Annotated in this window: 18 protein-coding genes; 4 read left to right on the top strand and 14 right to left on the bottom strand. The window is 66.9% G+C overall.

Going from position 1 to position 17880, the window contains the following annotated elements; all coding sequences use genetic code 11:
- Positions 1-21: 21 nt before the first annotated feature.
- Positions 22-945, top strand: a complete 924-nt coding sequence (locus tag JZ791_RS15360; protein ID WP_216895346.1) for an SDR family NAD(P)-dependent oxidoreductase — start codon at positions 22-24, stop codon at positions 943-945.
- A gap of 88 nt (positions 946-1033) precedes the next feature.
- Here the strand turns inward: JZ791_RS15360 and JZ791_RS15355 are convergent, their stop codons facing one another.
- The 12 genes from JZ791_RS15355 to JZ791_RS15300 form a co-directional block, all read right to left on the bottom strand.
- Positions 1034-2704 carry a class I adenylate-forming enzyme family protein gene (locus JZ791_RS15355; RefSeq protein WP_216895344.1) on the bottom strand — a complete coding sequence of 557 codons (1671 nt, stop codon included), beginning with the start codon at positions 2702-2704 and terminating at the stop codon, positions 1034-1036.
- A gap of 53 nt (positions 2705-2757) precedes the next feature.
- Positions 2758-3066, bottom strand: a complete 309-nt coding sequence (locus JZ791_RS15350) for an SDR family oxidoreductase (protein ID WP_308162938.1) — start codon at positions 3064-3066, stop codon at positions 2758-2760.
- Between the two features lie 75 nt (positions 3067-3141).
- Positions 3142-4284: a hypothetical protein gene (locus JZ791_RS15345; protein ID WP_216895340.1), complete on the bottom strand. Its 1143-nt coding sequence runs from the start codon at positions 4282-4284 to the stop codon at positions 3142-3144.
- A gap of 357 nt (positions 4285-4641) precedes the next feature.
- Entirely contained in the window at positions 4642-6120 is a 1479-nt protein-coding gene (locus JZ791_RS15340; RefSeq protein ID WP_216895338.1) for an aldehyde dehydrogenase, read from the bottom strand.
- A gap of 142 nt (positions 6121-6262) precedes the next feature.
- Entirely contained in the window at positions 6263-7249 is a 987-nt protein-coding gene (locus JZ791_RS15335; RefSeq protein ID WP_216895336.1) for a glycine betaine ABC transporter substrate-binding protein, read from the bottom strand.
- Positions 7246-7983 carry an ABC transporter permease gene (locus JZ791_RS15330; RefSeq protein WP_216895334.1) on the bottom strand — a complete coding sequence of 246 codons (738 nt, stop codon included), beginning with the start codon at positions 7981-7983 and terminating at the stop codon, positions 7246-7248. Before JZ791_RS15330 ends, JZ791_RS15335 begins: the two co-directional genes overlap by 4 nt.
- A complete protein-coding gene (locus tag JZ791_RS15325) occupies positions 7980-9251 on the bottom strand; it encodes an ATP-binding cassette domain-containing protein (protein WP_216895332.1) in 1272 nt (423 codons plus the stop codon). The genes JZ791_RS15330 and JZ791_RS15325 overlap by 4 nt, the downstream gene beginning before the upstream one ends.
- The gene (locus JZ791_RS15320) at positions 9248-9895 is read right to left on the bottom strand and encodes an ABC transporter permease (protein WP_216895330.1); all 648 of its coding nucleotides are present in this window, start codon (positions 9893-9895) and stop codon (positions 9248-9250) included. The genes JZ791_RS15325 and JZ791_RS15320 overlap by 4 nt, the downstream gene beginning before the upstream one ends.
- 387 nt (positions 9896-10282) lie before the next feature.
- Complete coding sequence (locus JZ791_RS15315; protein WP_216895328.1) at positions 10283-11518, bottom strand: RNA polymerase sigma factor; 1236 nt, start codon at positions 11516-11518, stop codon at positions 10283-10285.
- A complete protein-coding gene (locus JZ791_RS15310; RefSeq protein WP_438804523.1) occupies positions 11519-11878 on the bottom strand; it encodes a YciI family protein in 360 nt (119 codons plus the stop codon).
- Between the two features lie 136 nt (positions 11879-12014).
- Entirely contained in the window at positions 12015-12860 is an 846-nt protein-coding gene (locus tag JZ791_RS15305; protein ID WP_216895326.1) for an SMP-30/gluconolactonase/LRE family protein, read from the bottom strand.
- A gap of 81 nt (positions 12861-12941) precedes the next feature.
- On the bottom strand, positions 12942-13577 hold the full coding sequence (locus tag JZ791_RS15300; protein ID WP_216895324.1) for a TetR/AcrR family transcriptional regulator: 636 nt from the start codon (positions 13575-13577) through the stop codon (positions 12942-12944).
- Positions 13578-13686: 109 nt separating this feature from the next.
- Here JZ791_RS15300 and JZ791_RS15295 point away from each other — a divergent pair, with 109 nt between their 5' ends.
- Positions 13687-14907, top strand: a complete 1221-nt coding sequence (locus tag JZ791_RS15295) for a cytochrome P450 (RefSeq protein ID WP_216895322.1) — start codon at positions 13687-13689, stop codon at positions 14905-14907.
- A 19-nt stretch (positions 14908-14926) separates the two neighbouring features.
- Positions 14927-15118 (top strand): ferredoxin, encoded by a 192-nt coding sequence (locus JZ791_RS15290; RefSeq protein WP_216895320.1) that lies wholly within the window; start codon positions 14927-14929, stop codon positions 15116-15118.
- A 186-nt stretch (positions 15119-15304) separates the two neighbouring features.
- On the opposite strand, the gene JZ791_RS15285 is transcribed toward JZ791_RS15290, so the two are convergent.
- Together JZ791_RS15285 and JZ791_RS15280 are read right to left on the bottom strand one after the other, a co-directional pair.
- On the bottom strand, positions 15305-16612 hold the full coding sequence (locus JZ791_RS15285; RefSeq protein WP_216895384.1) for a carotenoid oxygenase family protein: 1308 nt from the start codon (positions 16610-16612) through the stop codon (positions 15305-15307).
- A 43-nt stretch (positions 16613-16655) separates the two neighbouring features.
- Positions 16656-17219, bottom strand: a complete 564-nt coding sequence (locus JZ791_RS15280) for a DUF3159 domain-containing protein (protein ID WP_216895318.1) — start codon at positions 17217-17219, stop codon at positions 16656-16658.
- A gap of 125 nt (positions 17220-17344) precedes the next feature.
- On the opposite strand from JZ791_RS15280, the gene JZ791_RS15275 reads away from it, so the two are divergent.
- Positions 17345-17878 (top strand): PadR family transcriptional regulator, encoded by a 534-nt coding sequence (locus JZ791_RS15275; protein WP_216895316.1) that lies wholly within the window; start codon positions 17345-17347, stop codon positions 17876-17878.
- Positions 17879-17880 lie beyond the last annotated feature (2 nt).

The raw sequence follows: 17880 nt of genomic DNA, 5'->3' as shown, positions 1-17880 counted from the left end.
ACCAGTGAAGGTGGAGCGATCATGGTGGATTTCGAGGATCGGGTGGCGATCGTGACCGGTGCCGGACAGGGCATGGGGCGGGCGCACGCGGTAGCGCTGGCGTCCCGGGGCGCGCGCGTCGTGGTCAACGACGTGTCACGCGAACATGCCGAGCAGGTCGTCCGGGAGATCGGTGAGCAGGGCGGAACCGCGGTCGTCGATCTGCACGACGTCGCGCGCGAGGCCGAGGCGATCGTGCGCACCGCGCTCGACGCGTACGGCAGGCTCGACGTCGTCGTCAGCAATGCGGGGATCATCCGAGTGGGCCTGTTCGCGGAGCAGCCGCCCGAGGAGTTCTGGCGGGTTTTCGACGTCTCGTTCAAGGGCGCCGTCGAGTTGTCCCGGGCGGCCTGGCCGCACCTGGTCGAGTCCGGCTCGGGCCGGCTGATTCTCATCTCCTCCAGCGGCGTGCTGGCCAACCCGGGAGCGTCGGCCTACGGCGCGGCCAAGGGCGCGATCTGGGCGCTGGGGAACACGCTGGCCATGGAGGGTGATCGGGTGGGCGTGCAGGTCACCACGATCATGCCGACCGCGTGGACGCCGATGACCGAGGGCGCCTACAGCAACCCGGACATCATCAGCACGTTGCGCGACGGCATGGGCCCCGAGCACGTCGCCGCCTTCATCACCTACCTCGCCCACCAGGACACCCGGGTCCACGGCGACTTCTTCCAGGTCAGCGGCGGGCGCGCCGGGCGTCTGGTCCTCTCCGGACTGCCGCGGGTCCAAGCGCCGGAGAGTTCCCCCGAAGGCTGGGCGCAGGTGGCCGACGAACTCGCGGCTGATTCGAGCGACCTCACTCAATACCGCGTCACCGGTGAGCAGTTCGCCGACGAGATGATCGCGGCCAACCCCGCCGTCGCCGACGCGTTCGAGCAAATGAACCCGGCCGATCTCGGAGCCTGACGCCGGGTTCAGGCGGCAAAATCTGGCCCCCTTCGGCTCGGTTCCCGTGAAGTCTCGGGTGGATGGGGCGTCCCGTCCGCCGGAGACCTTACGTCCGACTCGCGTCGGTGGTGCTCGCGATCTGTTCGCGCAGTTTGTATTTCATGATCTTGCCGCCGACGGTCTCCGGCATCTGGTCCACGATCACGATCTGCTTGGGTGCTTCGTGTCCGGCCAGGCGCGCGCGGGCGAATGCGATCAGCTCGGCGGTGTCGGGAGCGGAATTCTCGCGCAGGCTCACCACCGCGGTCACTCGTTCGCCCCAGTCGGGGTCCGGTACGCCGATGACGGCGACGCGTTCGATGTCGGGATGGGCGGCCAGCACGCTTTCCACGCGGAGGCTGGAGATGTTCTCACCGCCGGATTTCACGATGTCCTTGTAGCGGTCGACCATGATCTGCATGCCGTCTTCGTCGTAGGCGCAGCTGTCGCCGGAGTGGAACCAGCCGTCGCGGAATGCCTGCGCGGTGGCGGACTCGTCTTTGTAATAGCCGGCTGTCAGCACCGGGCTGCGGTACACCGCTTCGCCCGGTTCGCCCGGGCGGCCGCGCAGGCTCTGCCCGTCGGCGTCGATGATGTCGGCCGCGAGTAAGGGGTTCGGCGTGCCGACGTGGTTGACGCCGTGCAGGCTCTGTTCGAATTTGTCCGGATGCCGGTCGGGCCAGAAGCGGTAGCACGACATCGACTCGGTCTGGCCGAACACCTCGAGCATGTGGACCCGGTCACCGCATGCGCGCCGCAGCCGCTCGCCCATATCCGGTCGCGCCGCGCCCCAGGAGAACATGGCGACGGTGAGGCTGGTGAGGTCGTACTCGTCGTGGTCCAGTGCGGTGTCCGCCAGTTTTTGCACCCATGAGGGCGAACCGGCCCACACTGCCGTCACGTGTTCTCGGGTGATGGCCGCGGCGAGTCCGGCGGTGTCGGGGCGGCGGCCCAGCACCATCGTCCCGCCGGAAAGCAGTGCGGGAAGGATCGTCGAATTGTGTCCGCAGTGGTACAGGATCGGCAGAAATGTGCACATGACCAGGCCGCGTTCGTACTCGAGGCCGCGAGTGAGCGACATGGCGTAGCTGAAGGCCGACATGTACGAGTAGGTGTGCGAGGTCATCGACGCTTTGGGCATGGCGGTGGTGCCCGAGGTGAAGACCAGGCTCCAGATGTCGTCGGCGTGCAGATCCACCTCGACCTCGGTGTCGGGCATGCCCGCGATCCAGTCGGCGAACGCGCGGCTGTCGGCGATCGGCGGACCGCCGATCGGGATGGTGACGCCGACCCGCAGCCCGGCCGCGTCGAGTACCTCGGTGACACGCGCTCCGAATTCGCCGTCGACCACCGCGAACCGCACGCCGACGTGCTCGATCACCCAGGCCAGCACATCCGGGGCGAGATTCGGGTTGACCGGCACGGCGATGAGCCCCGCCTTGGCGATCCCGAACAGCAGCACAACGGCTTCGATCGAGTTCTCGCAGTACAGCAGCACACGGTCCCCGCGCTCGAGTCCCTCGGCCCGCAGGGCGTGGGCGACCCGGTTGGCGGCCGCATCGGCGTCGCGGTAGCTGAGTCGCTCGAATTCCGGGCTCGCGAAGGCCCCGGCCCAGCCGACCAACGCGGTCCGATCCGGCTCGCTCCAGGTCAATCGCTCCATGATGTCGCCCACGACCATGCGGTTGAACCGCTGGTCGGCCCGGCGGCCATGCAGTGTCGTGACGTCGAAGACCATCGGGGCTCCTCCTCGGTGCAACTCACGAGCGCGCTGTCGCACTTATGAGACGATCATTCGTAATGATAATACTGTTGGACCAAATAAGACGGCAGGGTTTTGCCGCACATTCCGGCCGACGCGGCATCAGCGACCTTGTCGGAAGGGAGCCCGAGCCGTCCGCGTGGACTGTGCTGGCTCGCCGCGGCAATGGATTCCGGGGTCTCCGCGCTGCGGTAGAAATCATCGTCGACGGGCCCGGGTGCGACGGCGTTGACTGTTATGCCACGGTCGCCGAGTTCCTTCGCGGCGGCGATCACCATCCGCTCGACAGCGGCCTTCGATCCGGAGTACAGGCCGTAGGTGCCGGTCATGATCGACACCAGGGTCGTGGCCACCTCAGCCGATCCTGAACGCCGGCCTCCTGCGGGTCCGTCCCGCTCGCCCGCGGGCAAGGCTCAGGTGGCGCGGGTAAAGGCGTGGAACAGGGACTCGGTGTGTTGTGTGTGGTTGTCGAACGCGCTGACTGTTTCATCTGTGTGTGCTGACAGCATCTGCACTGCACTGGTCCGGTCGTCGCAACCCTGTTGGGCTTTGGGCAGGGCATCGGCCAGTACGAGCAGCGCGTTGATGGTCGATTCGGATCCGGTGCCGGCGGTTGCCAGCAGCCGCTGCGCCTCGAGCAGTTGGTCGTGCCCGCGGCGGTCCAGATTCTGTGCCGCTTGCATCCCGTCGGCCCAGGCGGACAGGCTGGGAGCGCCGCCAGGAGTGTCGCCGGCGGGATCGGCGGCGTGATAGGTGAGTGCCTGCACCACGTGGCTGACGTTCGGGGTCGGCCACACGGTCCAATGCGCGGGCAGGTTCTGCTGTCCGGCCGTCATCAGGTTCATGAATCGGTCCACGATGTTCCGGCCCGCCGTGGAATCCGCGGTGGCTCGCTCTCGCAGCGACGCGGGCGGGCTCGGGAGCACGGCGGGCGCCAGCGCCTGTGTGATCCCGAGGGCGAGAACCGTTCGCGCGGACAGCGGATGCTGGAGTGCGCTGTCGATCAGGTCCGCGGCCTCGTGGAGCTTCGCGGTTCTGTCTTGCAGCGGATCCTCGGCCGGCGACGTCGACACGACCCGGGAGTCAGGGTTTTTCGTGATGCCGGGTCGCATCGCGCTCGAAGGATGACTGTCCTGCGCGGCCTCATTCTGCGACAAGGCCTGCGTGCTCGCCGACCGGGGCGGGGCGCTCACGGCCTTGGAATGCTCCAGAGGCGCGGGTTCCGTCTGCACGTCCTGCGCGCTCGGCACACCCGGTCGCGGCGGCGCGGTGGTCACGCCCGGCTGCGGTGACATCGTGGTCACGACAGGCTGTGATGACGTGGTGGTCACCCCGGGCTGCGATGAGACGGTAGTTACGCCGGGCTGTGATGACACGGTGGTGACGCCGGGCTGCGGCGACACGCTGATTGCGCCGGGCTGGTAGGGAATGGGCGACACCTCCGGCCGATCCGGCGCGCTGGACACCCCTGGCTGCTGCGCTCCACTACCGATCAGGCCTTCGCCCTGATATACCCGGACGAGCCCATCCGGCAACGGATCCCAGCTCTTCGTCATCCGGCGCCCTCACCTCCTCTCCGCCCCGGAGATCAGTGAGCCGAGACGCAACCGTCGCTGGCTGAATGATCCAACGAGCCGCAGCGTGTTCAGTATCGGCACTTCCCGGTGTGGGAAACAGTGAGAGCGGGTATGCAGCTAGGTCGCTCCGGACGGAACGACAGGGCGGGCTATCCCGGAAAGCCGGCAATGCCGCATCGATATGTGGCATCCCAGGGAACGGCCACATACATGCGATGCCGGCGGGCGGTTTTCGCGTTCAGGCCGATGGTTTCGTGGCGGGAGGGGGCGAGGGCGGAAGGAGCGAACGTTGGCGTGGCTCGCCGGGTGGGTTCCGGTCGAGCTGCCAATCGCCACTCACCGGATGACGAACGGATTGCCTACGGGTGCATCGGTGTTGATCCAGACGGTCTTGGTTTCGAGGTAGTCGTTGATGGCCTCCATGCCGTTCTCACGACCCAGCCCGGAGTCCTTGTAGCCGCCGAAGGGCGCCATGTAGCTGACCGCGCGGTAGGTGTTGACCCAGACTGTGCCGGAGCGGATTCGGTCGGCCATACGGAAGGCGCGGGGGAGGTTCTGGGTCCAGACGCCGGCGGCCAGGCCGAAGCGGATGTCGTTGGCCAGGGTGATGGCCTCGGCTTCGTCGCGGAAGGGGATGACCACCAGGACCGGCCCGAAGACCTCCTCCTGGGCGATGCGCATGGAGTTCTCGACGCCGGTGAAGATGGTGGGTTCGACGAACCAGCCTGTGCCGCATTCGGGGCGGGTCGCGGCGGCGCCACCCAGGGCCGCGGTCGCGCCCTCTTTGGTGGCGATCTCGATGTAGTCCAGGACCTTTCGGTATTGCGGTGGCGTGGTGACCGGGCCCACCTGGGTGTGCGCGTCCATCGGGTCGCCCATGCGGGCCGAGCGGGCCAGATCCACCACGCGGGAGACGAATTCGTCGTGGATCTCCTGCTGGACCAGCAAACGGGAACCGGCCAGGCAGGTTTGGCCGGTGGCGGCGAAGATGCCGGAGACCACGCCGTTGACCGCGGCGTCCAGGTCGGCGTCGGCGAAGACGATATTCGGTGACTTACCGCCCAATTCGAGGCCGACGTGTTTGAGTTCGCGCGCGGCGGCGGCGCCGATGGCCCGGCCGGTGCCGTCGGATCCGGTGAAGCCGATGCGGCGGACCAGGGGATGGCTCACCAGCGCGGCGCCGACGGGATCGCCGAATCCGGTGACCACGTTGAAGACTCCGTCGGGCAGCCCGGCGGCGTGGAACAGCCGCGCCAATTCGATCGTCGAGGCGCAGGTGTACTCCGAGGGCTTCGCCACCACCGTGCATCCGGCGGCCAGCGCGGGGGCCAGCTTCCAGATCAGCAGCATCAGCGGCGAATTCCACGGGGTGATGATCCCGACGACGCCGATCGGCTCCTTGCGGGTGTAGGAGAAATAGCCCTTCTTGTCCAGCGGCAGCACCGCCCCCTGGATCTTGTCGGCCAGCCCGCCGTAGTAGTAGAACCACTGCGGCAGATAGCTCACCTGCGCGTGCATCTCGGCGAACAGCTTGCCGTTGTCGCGGACCTCGAGTTCGGCGAGTTCTGTTGCGTGCTCGGCCACTACGTCCCCGAGGCGGCGCAGCAGCGCACCGCGCTCGGCGGCGGTGAATTCCGCCCACGGACCGGTCGTCCCGGCGCGATCCGCGGCCCGCACGGCCAGATCCACGTCATCCGCGTCACCCCGGGCGACCTCGGCCCACGGCTGACCCAGATAAGGGTTGTCGGTCGGGAACCAGGCGTCCGCGTGCGGCGCGTGATCGGACCCATCGATGAACATCGGATAGCGCTGCATAACACCCGTCTCCCACAACACGTTCCGATCGCGGAACGGCACTCTCAACCGATACTGCCCCGGTACGTCGCGCTGGAGAAGGGAAATAGCGAACTGTCATGGCCCCATACCCGCCGCGCATACTCGCGCGGGGGAGGGGCGACTACTCGATCAGCTTCTGGCTCTTCAACCAGTCGTACGCGACGTCGGAGGGATCCTGTCCATCGATGTCGACCCGGCCGTTGAGATCCTGCATCAGATCGTTGGTCAGCCGCCCGGAAATCGTGGCGATCAGCGGCCGCAACTGCGGATAGCGGTCGAGGATCGCACCGCGCACGACCGCCGTGCCGCTGTAGGGCAGGAAGAACTTCTTGTCGTCGTCCAGCACGACCAGGTGCAGATTCTTCACCCGCCCATCGGTCGTGTAGATCATGCCGAAATTGCAGGGCGAACTCTTGGCCGTCGCGGTGTAGACGACACCGGCGTCCATCCGCGTGACGTTCGCGGCCGGGACCCCGTTCGGATCGTTGTAGAGGATACCGTATTTCTTCAGCATCGGCAGGAAACCGTCGGAGCGGCTGAAGAATTCGTCGTCGACGCAGAAGGTCCGATCGCGCACCGGCAGTGCGGCCACGTCGGACAGGGACTTGACCTTCAGGCGTTCGGCGGTCGGTGTCGACGCGCCGAAGGCGTACGTGTCGTTGAAGTTGGCCGGTGGCAACCAGATCAGGTTGTGGTCGCGCTTCTCGACGTCGTGGACGCGCTGCCAGAGCACCTGCGGGTCCGAGATCGTCTCGGTCTCGTTGTGGTAGTCGACCCACCCGGTGCCGGTGTACTCCCAGAGAATGTCGGCGTCGCCGTTGAGCTGTGCCTGCCGGGACGATGCCGAGCCCGGGGCCCCGGTCAGGTCCGTGACGTCGGCGCCCGCGGCCGCCAGATAGGTCGCGGTGATCTTGCCCAGCAGCACACCCTCGGTGAAGCTCTTCGAGGTGACGGTCAGCTTCGCACCGGCCAGCGGGCGCGCACCGCCCGGCAGCTTCGCGCTGTGGAAGGTCCCGGACGAGCTCACCAGCCCGCATCCGGTGATCGTCGATAGCGTCACGGCGAATGCCGCCAGCAGCGTAATCAATGGCGCACGTGAGGATCTCATGCGACACCTCGCGGGGTGGCGGCCAGTTCCACGAGTCGGCCGAGCCAGTCGATGATCAACGCCAGCAGTCCGACCAGGATCGCCCCGGAGATGAGCAGCCTGGGCAGGAACAGCGTCACGCCCGTCGTGATCAGCGTGCCGAGGCTGGTCGCGCCGATGAACGTGCTCAGCGTCGCGGTGCCGACGAGAATGACCAGCGCCGTGCGCACACCGTTCAGGATGACCGGCACCGCGAGCGGCAGCTCGACCTGGAACAGCGTCCGCGCCGCCGAGAAGCCGATACCGCGCGAGGCCTCGATGGTCCGCTGATCTACTTGCCGCAGCCCGATGATCGTGTTCTGCAAGATCGGCAGGATCGCGTAGACGACCAGACCGGTTATCGCCGTGCGGAATCCGGTGCCCAGCCAGAAGGTGAACAGGACGAGCAGACCGACCGCGGGTGCGGCCTGACCGACGTTGGCGATGTTGACCGCGATGGGTTCGAACCGCTTCAACGACGGCCGGGTCAGCGCGATGCCCAACGGAATCGCGATCACCACCACGATCAGCGTGGCCACCACGGTCAGCTTGATGTGCTGCAGGATGGTGTTCTGCAGGGTGGCCCAGCCCAGCGACGCTTGTTCGGTCGTGGTCAGCGTCACCGACCCGTACCAGGCGAAGTATCCGACACCGACGACCAGGATGATGAGCGGTTCGAACCAGACATCGATCGGCATGCGGCGCAGGCGATTCATGACTGCCCGACCGATTCGGCCTCGTCCTCGGCCGCGACGACCGGCGTCGGCGCCGGGTCGCTTCCGTCGACATATGTCTCGTAGGAGGACTCCTCGTCCGCGGAGCGCACGTCGGCGAGCTTGGCCTGGATGGTCTCGGTCACCGAGCCGATGCTCAGCGAGCCGACGACCGCGCCCCGGCCGTCGGTGATGAGCGCGGCGCCCTGGCTGGCCGCGAGCATGGCATCGAGTGCGTCGTTCAGGGTCGAGGATCGCGCCACGACCGGCAGCCGCCGGTCGAGATAGTCGGAGACCTCGGGTTTCGAGGCCACCTCGGTCAGCGTGGGCCACGAGCGCGGGCGCCCGGCCGCGTCGACCACCACGACCCACGACTGCCCGGCGGCCTTCGCGCGTTCGATCACCGCCTGCGAGGATTCGCCGATCTTCGCGGTGATCACCTCGTCGTAGGCGACATCCCGCACCCGCTGCACGGTCAGATACGCGAGCTTCGCACCCGACCCGATGAACTCCTCCACGAACGGCGTGGCCGGATCGGTCAGGATCTCCTCCGGGCGCGCGTACTGCTCGATATGGCCGCCCTCGGACAGGATCAGCACCTTGTCGCCGAGCTTGGTGGCCTCCTCGAAGTCGTGCGTGACGACCACGATGGTCTTGCCGAGTTCGTGCTGAATCGCGATCAGGCTGTCCTGCAAGCGAACCCGGGTGATCGGGTCGACCGCGCCGAACGGCTCGTCCATGAGCAGCACCGGCGGATCCGCCGCGAGCGCGCGCGCGACGCCGACCCGCTGCTGCTGACCTCCGGACATGTCCTTGGGTAGCCGGTCGGCGAAGGTGCCCGGGTCCAGGCCGACCAGATCGAGCAGGTATTCGGTGCGCTCGGCGATCCGCTTCTTGTCCCAGCCGAGTACGCGCGGGATGGCGCCGACGTTCCGGGCGACCGTCCAGTGCGGGAACAGGCCACCGGACTGGATGACATATCCGATCGACTGCCGCAGCTTGTCGGGATTCTCCCGGGTGACGTCGCGCCCGCCGATGAGTATGCGCCCCTCGGTGGGCTCGATCAGCCGGTTGATCATCTTGAGCGTGGTCGTCTTGCCGCACCCGGAGGGTCCGACGAACGCCACGATATGGCCCGCCTCGATCTCCAGGTCGAGGCTCTCGACCGCCGGTTTGTCCTGGCCCCGATAGCGTTTCACCACCGAATCCAGGGTGATGGATACGCCGGTCACGTTGCGCTCCGGCACTCCGGTCACGTCGGCAGCGGTCATGAGGAGAGTCCCTTCGCGATCGTGAGGCGTCCGAGCAGGACGAGCAGTCCGTCGAGCACCAGCGCGATGATGACGATGAGGATGGTGCCGGTCAGGGCCATTTCCAGGGCGTTCGCGCCGCCGAGCCGGGACAGGCCGTTGAATATCAGCGAGCCGAGGCCGGGGCCGAGAACGTAGGCGACGATGGCGGCGACGCCCACGATCATCTGCGTGGACACCCTGATCCCGGTGAGGATCACCGGCCAGGCGATCGGGAATTCGACGGTCAGCAGAATGCGCAGCCGGGAAAAGCCGATGCCCTTGGCGGATTCGACGACCGAGCCCGGTACCGACCGCAGGCCCACGATCGCGTTGCCGATCACCGGCAGCGCCGCGAAGAAGGCCAGCATGATGAACGAGGGCACCACGCCGAGCCCGAACGGCACCAGCAGCAGCGCCAGCAAAGCGAGCGACGGAATCGTCAACGCGACCCGGCTCGATGTCAGCGAGAGCGCGGACACCAGCGGGAACCGATACACGGCCATCGCGATCAGAATGCCGATGACCGTCCCGACCAGGACCGTCTGAAAGGCCAGGGACGCATGCTGATACGTGAGATACGCCAGCGTGCCCTCCCGTCCCCGGACGTAGTTCCACAAATTCACGGGACTCCCATAGTCAGCCGGTATGTTTCTGTGTCGCCGGACACGCGAGCCGTCACAGAGTAAACGATGTCGTGCCTGCGATTCCGGAGGGCGCGCGGCATACCGGCCGCAGGGCCGGGCGGTCGCTTCCGCCGCTACCTGCGCTCGGCCGGGTCCGCGGCCGGCATTCCTGGAATTTCGCTCACGATGAGTCCAATCTACGACGCGGGCTCATCCATCCACGGACTCGCCGATGCCGCCTTTCTGAACGGGGAGTGGGGTTATCTACTGCTGGTGAACGAGGGCGGCTCGGGCACTCGGCCGGGTCCAACGGTGTGGGCGATCCAGACCGGTGCGGGGACGGTGCGGCGATCCATACCGGGACGGGCAGTCAGGTGTCCTGGGTGATCAGCCGTGGCCGGCGAGCGCGTCACGGCGGTGGGAGAGGTATTCGCGTTCGGCCGTGTTGCTGGTGTGTGCGAGTGCGGCGTCGAAAGCCGCTGTGGCATCGGCAGTGCGCCCGAGCCGGGCGAGTAGTTCGCCCCGGATGGCGTGGTGCAGGTGGTAATTCGGCAGGGCGAGATCGTCCACCAGGGCGAGAGCGGTTGCCGGACCATCGATCTCGGCGATCGCGACCGCGCGGTTCAGCGCGACGACGGGGCTGGGCGCGATCGTCAGCAGGTGGTCGTAGAGCTGGACGATCTGGCGCCAGTCGGTGTCGGCGGGCGCGCGGGCGTCGGCGTGCACGGCGTTGATCGCCGCTTGGATCTGATACGGGCCTGGTCTGTTGCGCCGCAGGCATTTTCGTACCAGTTGCTGTCCCTCGTCGCGCAGCGCCGGATCCCAGAGGCGGCGATCCTGCTGCGTCAGCGGCACCAGGGCCCCGGCGGCGTCCGTGCGGGCCGGGCGGCGGGACTCGGACAGGAGCATCAACGCCAGTAGCCCGTCGGCCTCCGGCTCGTCGGGCATGAGCTCGACCAGGATCCGGCCCAGCCGGATGGCCTCGGTGCACAGGTCCGCGCGGACCAGATGCGCGCCCGCCGTGGCGGTATGACCTTCGGTGAAGATCAGGTAGATCACGGCCAGGACCGCACGCAGGCGAGCCGGTAGTTCGGCGTCGTCCGGCACCCGATACGGAATGCGCGCGTCGCGGATCTTGCTCTTGGCGCGCGAGAGTCGTTGTGCCATGGTCGATTCCGAGGCCAGGAACGCGTGCGCGATCTCGGCGGTCGTCAGCCCGCCGAGCAACCGGAGGGTCAGCGCCACCTGGGCGTTCGCGGACAGTGTGGGATGGCAGCAGGTGAAGATCAGCCGCAGGCGGTCGTCGCGCACCGCGCTCACCTCGATCGGTTCGTCCTGCGCGTGCAGCATCGCCGCCTGCGCGTATTTGTCCGGGCGCGCCGCCTCGCGCCGCAACCGGTCGATGGCGCGGTTGCGGGCGGTGGTGATGATCCAGCCGGGCGGGCTGGGCGGCACACCGTCCACGGTCCAGCGCTGTATCGCCGCGGTGAAGGCGTCCTGGACCGCGTCCTCGGCGATGTCGATATCGCCGAAGACGCGGATCAGGCTGGCGACAGCCCGGCCATAGTGTTCGGCGAACACCGCGTCGATCGCCGGAACATCGCATCCTGCACGGGAATTCATCTATTCGTCCACGGTGGGCCTGACCTCGACCGGCAGGCCGCGCAGGATGGTGGCCAACCTGGAACCCCAGCGCAGCGCCTCATCGAGATCTTGGGCGCGAATCAGAGTGAACCCGGCGATGTATTCCTTGCTCTCGACGTACGGGCCGTCGGTGATCAGCACGCCGTCCCCCTTGGCCTGCGCGACTGTGGCGGAACTGGGCGCATGCAGCCCGGCCGAGAACACCCACGCACCGGCCGCGCGCATGTCGTCGTTGAGGGTCGCTATCTCGTCCATGATCTCGGCGAGATTGTCCGGCGGTTCACCGGCCTCGGGCTGGTAGATATTGAGCAGGTAATGCTTCATCGTGCCCTCCTGCATGCTCACTCCTCTGCTGCGGCCCGCCTGTCGCCGGCCTCCTACCCCCTAGACGAACGCGCGAGCTCACATTCGACACCGTGCCCGAAACTACCCGAGACGAATGCCGATTCAGGGACGTTCCGCGAGGTGAGGCGAGTCAGGGCCGCCCGGCGCGCGCGACGGCGACCTCGGTCGTCAGCATCTGCCCGGTGTGCAGCCCGAACAGCTCACCCATCCGCTCCACCCCCTGCCACCGAGCGACGGCGAGGAACAGTGTCGTACCGTGCGGACCGCCGAGCATGCAGGCGAAACATGCGGCAGGCAGCTCGAACCGGTCGAGGACCTCGCCACCCTCACGCACCCGCAGCACCACCGGGCCGTCCTCGACCACCGCCGATGCCCAGATCGCACCCTCGGCGTCCATGGTGATGCCGTCGCCGCCGACATTCGCCCACACCCTCCGATTGGTCAATCCGCCGTCGGGCTCGATGTCGAACGCCGTGAGACGGCTCGCCCAGCTCTCGGCAACGACCAGCGTGGAGTTGTCCGGCGTGACGACCATGCCGTTGGGGAACCAGATGTCCTCGGCGACCCGCCGTGCCGCTCCGTCGGGTGTGACCAGCTCGATCGCGCCCGGCCGGAAATCCTCTTGGCCGAAGGCGAATTCGACACTGTTGAGATAGATGTTGCCGCGACCGTCCACGACGATCTCGTTGATCCCACTGGCTACCCCGCTCAGATCCGCGTGCGTGACCAGCGATCCGTCCGCCTCCATCCACAGCAACCGGTCGTCGCCGGTGACCAGCAGCCGCCCGTCGGGTAGCCAGTCGAGAGAGAATCCGGCGGATTTGGGGCCTCGCGCGATCACCTCGACGTTCCCGTCCGGTTCGGCGGCGACGATTTCTTGTGCGACACCCCAGTTGGCGAACCAGAGCCGATCGTCGTGCCACCGCGGTGACTCGGGCACGACCAGGTCGCTGATCAGCGTGTTCAGTTCGTTCATGACTACTCCTCGGATTCGGGCACGGCCTGCGTTCGCTAACTGAACGAACGGCGGCGTGGCGAATCGACAAGGAGGCGCGAATCACTCCGAGCCGCGCGCGGTGGCCGGGCGCAGGACCAGCGGCAGGTACACGTCGTCGACGATCTCGATGATGACCTCGTCGTCGATGGGTATGCCGTACAGCAGGAACTGGTTGCGCAGCAGGTCGGTCGCGACCGTGGCCCGGCGGGAGCCCAGGATGGTCGGGTCGACCTCGCCGCGTTCGACGGCCCGCCGCAGAATCTCCTCGATCGATCCGGGCCCGCTCGTGTGCACCCGCTCCCGGATGAGCCGGCCGAATTCGGGATCGCGCGTCATCTCCGAGAGCAGGCCGCGCAGGATGCCACCGAATGGCGTCGCCATGTTCGCCGCCATCTGGCGCAGCACGGCGATCATGTCCGTGCGGAGCGAGCCGGTATCGAGAAGATCGACATCGGGGATACCGCGAAATTTGCAGGCGTCGATGACGAGCTCGGCGCGACCGGACCATCGGCGGTAGAGCACGGCCTTGCTGGTGTGCGCCCGCAGCGCGACCCGTTCCATGGTCAGGGCGGCATAGCCCACGTCGGCGAGTTCGTCCAGCGTCGCGGTCAGGATGGCGTGCTCCAGCTCCTCGCCACGTCGGCGCGGACTCTTGCGATGGTCGACCGTCGCACCGGCGGATTGCTCGGCGTTCACTGCCAGCGAGTCTCCTGACGTGTCATCTAGAGAACGTTGCGTTCCCTACGGGCGGCATTTAACCTGAAATTAGAGTACCGATAGTATCTTATGATCTTGAGGGGACCGCATGACCGAGACTGTTTCGTCGCTTCAGACCGAGAACGCTCCCGCATTTCCCAGCGATCGCACCTGTCCCTATCACCTACCCGAGCAGTACTCCCAGCTTCGCGACGCGCAAGGCGCCTTGCACAAGGTGGCCCTGTTCGACGGCCGCCCGGCCTGGGTGGTCACCAAGCACGAGACGGCCCGCGCGCTGCTGGCCGATCCTCGCCTGTCGTCCGACCGGACCCACCCCGACTTTCCGGCCACGTCGCCGCGCTTCACCGCCACCCGGCAGCGGCGCCCGGCCTTCATCTCCCTCGACCCGCCGGAGCACGGTCCCAAGCGGCGGATGCTGATCAGCGAATTCACGGTGAAGCGCGTGAAAGGTATGCGCGGCGATATCGAGCAGATCGTGCACGGTTTCATCGACGACATGCTCGCCGCCGGTCCACCCGCCGATCTGGTCAGCCAGTTCGCGCTGCCCGTCCCGTCCTTGGTGATCTGCCGGCTGCTCGGTGTGCCGTACGAGGATCACGATTTCTTCCAGGACGCGAGCCGGCGTCTGGTTCAGTCGACGACCGCGGCCGGCACGCTGGCCGCGCGCGACGACCTCAATGCCTACCTGGACGGGCTGATCACCGCGGTAGAGGCGAAACCGCGGGCCGGCCTGCTGTCGACCCTGGTCGCCGAGCAATTGGCGAATGGTGAGATCGACCGGGAGGAACTGATCGCGACCGCGGTGCTCCTGCTGGTAGCCGGTCACGAGACGACCGCGTCCATGACTTCGCTGTCCGTGATCACCCTGCTGGAACATCCGGATCAGCATGCCGCACTGCGTGCCGATCGGAGCCTCATTCCGGGCGCGGTCGAAGAGTTGCTGCGCTACCTGGCCATCGCCGATATCGCGGGCGGTCGAGTCGCGAAGGCCGACATCGAGATCGATGGACAGGTGATCAAGGCGGGCGAGGGCGTGATCGTCACGAACTCCATTGCCAATCGCGACGGTTCGGTGTTCGATGAGCCGGACGCCTTCGACGTGCATCGCTCGGCCCGGCACCACATCGCGTTCGGCTACGGGGTGCATCAGTGCCTCGGGCAGAACCTGGCCCGCCTGGAACTGGAGATAATCCTCGAGGCGTTGTTCGACCGCGTTCCGACGCTGCGGCTGGCCGTACCGACCGAGCAACTGACCCTGCGGCCCGGTTCGACGATCCAGGGCGTCAACGAACTTCCGGTCACCTGGTGACCGGGGGAAAGGACTGACCATGCGGGTGACCGCCGACCGAAACGTCTGCATCGGCGCTGGACTCTGTGCGCTGACCGCACCCGATGTTTTCGACCAGGACGATGACGGCCTGGTCGCGGTGCTGAACCCTGATCCGGGCGTCGATGTCCAAGGCGCCGCCAGGGAGGCGGCCAACATCTGCCCGTCCGGCGCCGTCAAGGTCACCGAGTAGCCAGGGCCACGACCGCAGACGTTGAGACCTCCGGTAATCATCACCGGAGGTCTCAACGTCTATCTGGCTCTGGGCCAACAGGACTCGTCTGTGTGTACCGTTCGGCCCGGCCCATTCGGCCGGGAGGCGGTACCGGACTTGCGCTGCCCGACTCCGGCAAGTTGGAGCCGGGCAGCGCGCATGCACTCAATGGTCGGCCAGCCAATTGCCGTGGAAGCCGAAGGGGACTCGGCTGGGCAGATGAATCCTGGCGACCGGCGGGGCGGCCAGGTCGGTGCCGTCCAGGATGGCGAGATCACTGCGATCGGTGTCGGTGTCGTAGACGTAGGTCATGAGATATCCCGCGCCACCGGCATTCTCGTCGGCGGCCGCGAAGGACGCCTCGCCCGGGATGTGGCCGGCGCCGAACTCGTGGGACGTACTGCTTCCGGTGTGCAGGTCGTAGCGGACCAGCGCACCACCGGACGGGTCGGTCACCGCGATATGTCCGTAGCGGGAATTCGAACCGGTGAGCCGGTCGTCGACGCGGGGGAATTCCCCGGCGCGATCGTCGAGCTGTTCCTCGGTGACCTGACCGGTGGTCAGGTCGAGGGTCCAGCGCCACAGGGTGGCCTTGTCGAAACCCTTCGAGTCCCTTCGCCACAGCTCCGGGTAACGCATCACGTACAGCACGATTCGGCCCGGCTCGTCGTGCGCGTTCAGCGGGTGGAAGACGTAGCACGGATCGATCGGGAACCAGCGGATCGGGCCGTGCGGATCGTCGCGCCGCAGCACCCCGAGCCGCGCCTGGTAGCTGTCGCTCCACCGGAACGGCATTCCCTCACCGGCCTGCGCGGCCGCACGGTCGAAAAGCACTGGGAGGTCCATGAATACGACATGCTCGGCGGTCAGGTTGAAGTCGTGGTGCATGGTGGGTGCGGGCACGTCGACAGGACGGCTCAGCACCAGATTGCCCTCGGCATCGGCGCGGTGATAGGTCAGATAGGGCGCCTCGGTGAGGGCGTAACCGAAGAAATGCAGTTCGCCGGTGATCGGGCAGATCTTCGGGTGGGCGGTCATCGCGGTGTGCAGCTTGCCGTCGAAGTCGTAGGGGCCCACGGTATCCAGATCGCAGGTCAGCTCGTACGGGTAGGACGACTCGACCAGTGCCAGCGTCCGCCCGGCGTGCCGGATGACGTGGGTGTTGGCCGATCCCGCGGTGAGATCGCGGTGTCCCTGCGAGTCATAGCTGGGAATGTCGGCGGTGAACGTCGCGGTACGAACCCAGCGGTTGCGATAGGACACCGCGCGGCCGTGCTCGATCCGCACGCCGTGCACCATGCCGTCGCCGACGAACCAGTGCTTGGAGGCGGCGGCGTGCGGGTTGGGGCCGTTGCGCAGATACCAGCCGGTCAGCTCGGGGGGAATGCTGCCGGTGACCTGTAGGTCGAAGGCGGTGAGTTCCTCGGTGACCGGGGCGTAGTTGCCGGTCAGGTATGGGACGGGGGTAGTCATCATGAGGGCAACCGATCTGGTGGAAGTTGTTGGTGCGGTGTGATCAGGAGGCGGCGGCTTGGCCGCCGAGTGCCCGCGCCTTCGCCTTGATGTGGGCGGCGTAGCGAACGGTGAACGTGGCCGGAAGCGCGAAGGCGAGCACCTGCACGACGATGCGGGGAGTGCTGTCGTGCGCCAGGGCGATCATCAGTACGCAGCCGATCACGAAGCTCGCGAACCATGCGGAGGTGAGGATGTAGCCGGTCCGGACGAACAGCGGGCTGCTCCACTGTTCTTGCGGGACTTCCTGTTTGGCGATGGCCAGGGTGAACGGCTCGCGCACGGCGATCGAGACGCCTGCGATCAGCGCGAGGATTCCCGAGGAGATGGCCGGGGCGTAGGGATGCAGGGCGGTGTGCGGGTCGGTGAAGCCCCAGATGGTCATTCCCGCGAAGAAGAGCGCGGAACCGATATCGATCAGCTGGGCATCGGCCGGTCGGCCGTCCCGGACGTTTCGGGCGATGCCGACGAGGGAGACGATCAGGGCGGCCAGTGCCGCCCACATCCAATACCGGTCGGGGACAACGGCGTAGATGATCCAGGGGGCGAAGGTGCGCAAGTACGACATCGCGGGGAGCTCCTAGGCTCGGTGCTGAATATTCCAGTTGTGACATGTCGAAGATAGAGGATGCTTTTTCGACATGTCAATACTGGAATGTAGGATGAGTTCATGAACAACAGTGAGGTGACGACATGAGCTTGCGATACGGGATGCTCGGCCTCATCGCCGACCGTCCATCCAGCGGTTATGACCTGCTACAACGCTTCAAGAAATCGCTGGCCAACGTCTGGCCGGCCACGCAGAGCCAGATCTACACCGAGCTCACCAAGCTCGCCGCCGCCGGCCTGCTGGCCGTGACGGACGAGGGTCCGCGAGGGCGCAAGGAGTACTCGATCACCGAGGAGGGGCGGGCCGAGCTACGGCAGTGGCTCGCCGGCGCCCTGCCCCGCCCGCCGCGCAACGAAATGCTGCTGCGAGTCTTCTTCCTCGGCGCCATCGCCCCGGAGCAGGCCCGCGAGTACATGGCCGCGCTCGAGACCCGATCCGAGAAGAGTCTCGCCGAGCTCTTGGACCTGAAGGCGGCCGTGGACTGGGACGACGACGACTTCTCGACCTACGGTCGCATCGCGATGGAGTGGGGCGAACGCTATTTCGCCATGAACCAGGAGTGGGCGCGGTGGGCGCTGAAGGAAATGGCTCAGCGCGACAACGAACGTGGGCGCTGAAG

It is taken from the genome of Nocardia alni, assembly GCF_019038435.1.
Classification (GTDB): domain Bacteria; phylum Actinomycetota; class Actinomycetes; order Mycobacteriales; family Mycobacteriaceae; genus Nocardia; species Nocardia alni.
Note: the sequence above shows the minus strand (reverse complement) of the source record. Positions and strands in the feature narration are given on the sequence as shown.

Excerpts from the sequence above, each read along its gene's own strand:
- JZ791_RS15360 (WP_216895346.1), top strand. The coding sequence starts at position 22 with ATGGTGGATTTCGAGGATCGGGTGGCGATCGTGACCGGTGCCGGACAG.
- JZ791_RS15355 (WP_216895344.1), bottom strand. The coding sequence starts at position 2,704 with ATGGTCTTCGACGTCACGACACTGCATGGCCGCCGGGCCGACCAGCGG.
- JZ791_RS15345 (WP_216895340.1), bottom strand. The coding sequence starts at position 4,284 with ATGACGAAGAGCTGGGATCCGTTGCCGGATGGGCTCGTCCGGGTATAT.
- JZ791_RS15340 (WP_216895338.1), bottom strand. The coding sequence starts at position 6,120 with ATGCAGCGCTATCCGATGTTCATCGATGGGTCCGATCACGCGCCGCAC.
- JZ791_RS15335 (WP_216895336.1), bottom strand. The coding sequence starts at position 7,249 with ATGAGATCCTCACGTGCGCCATTGATTACGCTGCTGGCGGCATTCGCC.
- JZ791_RS15330 (WP_216895334.1), bottom strand. The coding sequence starts at position 7,983 with ATGAATCGCCTGCGCCGCATGCCGATCGATGTCTGGTTCGAACCGCTC.
- JZ791_RS15325 (WP_216895332.1), bottom strand. The coding sequence starts at position 9,251 with ATGACCGCTGCCGACGTGACCGGAGTGCCGGAGCGCAACGTGACCGGC.
- JZ791_RS15315 (WP_216895328.1), bottom strand. The coding sequence starts at position 11,518 with ATGAATTCCCGTGCAGGATGCGATGTTCCGGCGATCGACGCGGTGTTC.
- JZ791_RS15310 (WP_438804523.1), bottom strand. The coding sequence starts at position 11,878 with ATGCAGGAGGGCACGATGAAGCATTACCTGCTCAATATCTACCAGCCC.
- JZ791_RS15305 (WP_216895326.1), bottom strand. The coding sequence starts at position 12,860 with ATGAACGAACTGAACACGCTGATCAGCGACCTGGTCGTGCCCGAGTCA.
- JZ791_RS15295 (WP_216895322.1), top strand. The coding sequence starts at position 13,687 with ATGACCGAGACTGTTTCGTCGCTTCAGACCGAGAACGCTCCCGCATTT.
- JZ791_RS15290 (WP_216895320.1), top strand. The coding sequence starts at position 14,927 with ATGCGGGTGACCGCCGACCGAAACGTCTGCATCGGCGCTGGACTCTGT.
- JZ791_RS15285 (WP_216895384.1), bottom strand. The coding sequence starts at position 16,612 with ATGACTACCCCCGTCCCATACCTGACCGGCAACTACGCCCCGGTCACC.
- JZ791_RS15280 (WP_216895318.1), bottom strand. The coding sequence starts at position 17,219 with ATGTCGTACTTGCGCACCTTCGCCCCCTGGATCATCTACGCCGTTGTC.
- JZ791_RS15275 (WP_216895316.1), top strand. The coding sequence starts at position 17,345 with ATGAGCTTGCGATACGGGATGCTCGGCCTCATCGCCGACCGTCCATCC.